At 52.7% G+C, this 1,022-nt stretch carries 1 protein-coding gene; it reads left to right on the top strand.

Going from position 1 to position 1,022, the window contains the following annotated elements; genetic code table 11:
• Positions 1-1,022, top strand: a 1,022-nt coding sequence (locus tag WA429_RS21260; RefSeq protein WP_336107912.1) for a transposase, incomplete at both ends; no start/stop codon positions are given.

Here is a 1,022-nt window from a genome sequence, read left to right on the forward strand (position 1 = left end):
TGCGGGCTGGCTCATGGGCAGCAACGCACCACCTGACGTTGTTCTGCTACGGAACCAACATCGGACCGACAGAAACGGCCCGGTCAGTGAAAGGCATATCCCGCAAACAGATCGCCTGGATCAGTCTCAAAAGGACGACCGAAGAGCGCCTTGATAAGGCCATCGCCAAGGTCAACAACGCTTACAAGAAGTACGGCCTAATTGAGTGTTGGGGCTCAGGCAACAGCGTTTCTGCTGATGGCAAGCTTTGGGACCTGTACGAGGACAATCTGCTGTCTGAATACCATCTGCGATACGGCAGTTACGGGGGTATCGCTTACTACCATGTCTCCGATACCTATATTGCATTGTTCAGCCGGTTCATTCCGTGCGGTGTTTACGAGGCCATCTACATTCTCGATGGTCTCTTGAACGACAAATCCGACTTCAATCCGGATACCGTGCACGGCGACACTCAGGCGCAGTCAACGCCGGTGTTCGGGTTGGCCTCCCTGCTGGGCATTAAACTGATGCCTCGCATCCGCAACATCAAAGACCTAACGTTCTACAAGTCAGACAGGGGACTGGTGTTACAGCATATCCAATCGCTATTCAGCGATCCCATTCGGTGGGAGCTCATTCAGACGCATTACCCCGATATGATGAGGACCGCCATGTCGGTAAAAACGGGCAAGATCACCGCGTCGACCATTCTCAGGCGATTTGGCACCAAAAACCGCAAGAATAAGCTGTACTTTGCATTTCGGGAACTGGGAAGGGTCGTCAGAACCATGTTTTTGCTGGACTATGTTACCGACCTTGACCTGCGGAGGACGATTCAGGCCGCCACATGTAAGAGTGAAGAGTTCAACGAATTTGCGCGCTGGTTGTTTTTTGCCAACGGTGGGAAGATCAGCGCAAACCTCAGGCATGAGCAGAGCAAGATCGTGAAATACAATCACTTATTACGCCATCACCGATTTGCCGGCAGACGGCAATGCCCTGATTGCCGCGATCAAGGCGGGGCCGACCAACGATTTCAA

Origin of the sequence: Thalassospira sp. CH_XMU1420-2 (assembly GCF_037029325.1) — a bacterium.
Taxonomy (GTDB): domain Bacteria; phylum Pseudomonadota; class Alphaproteobacteria; order Rhodospirillales; family Thalassospiraceae; genus Thalassospira; species Thalassospira povalilytica.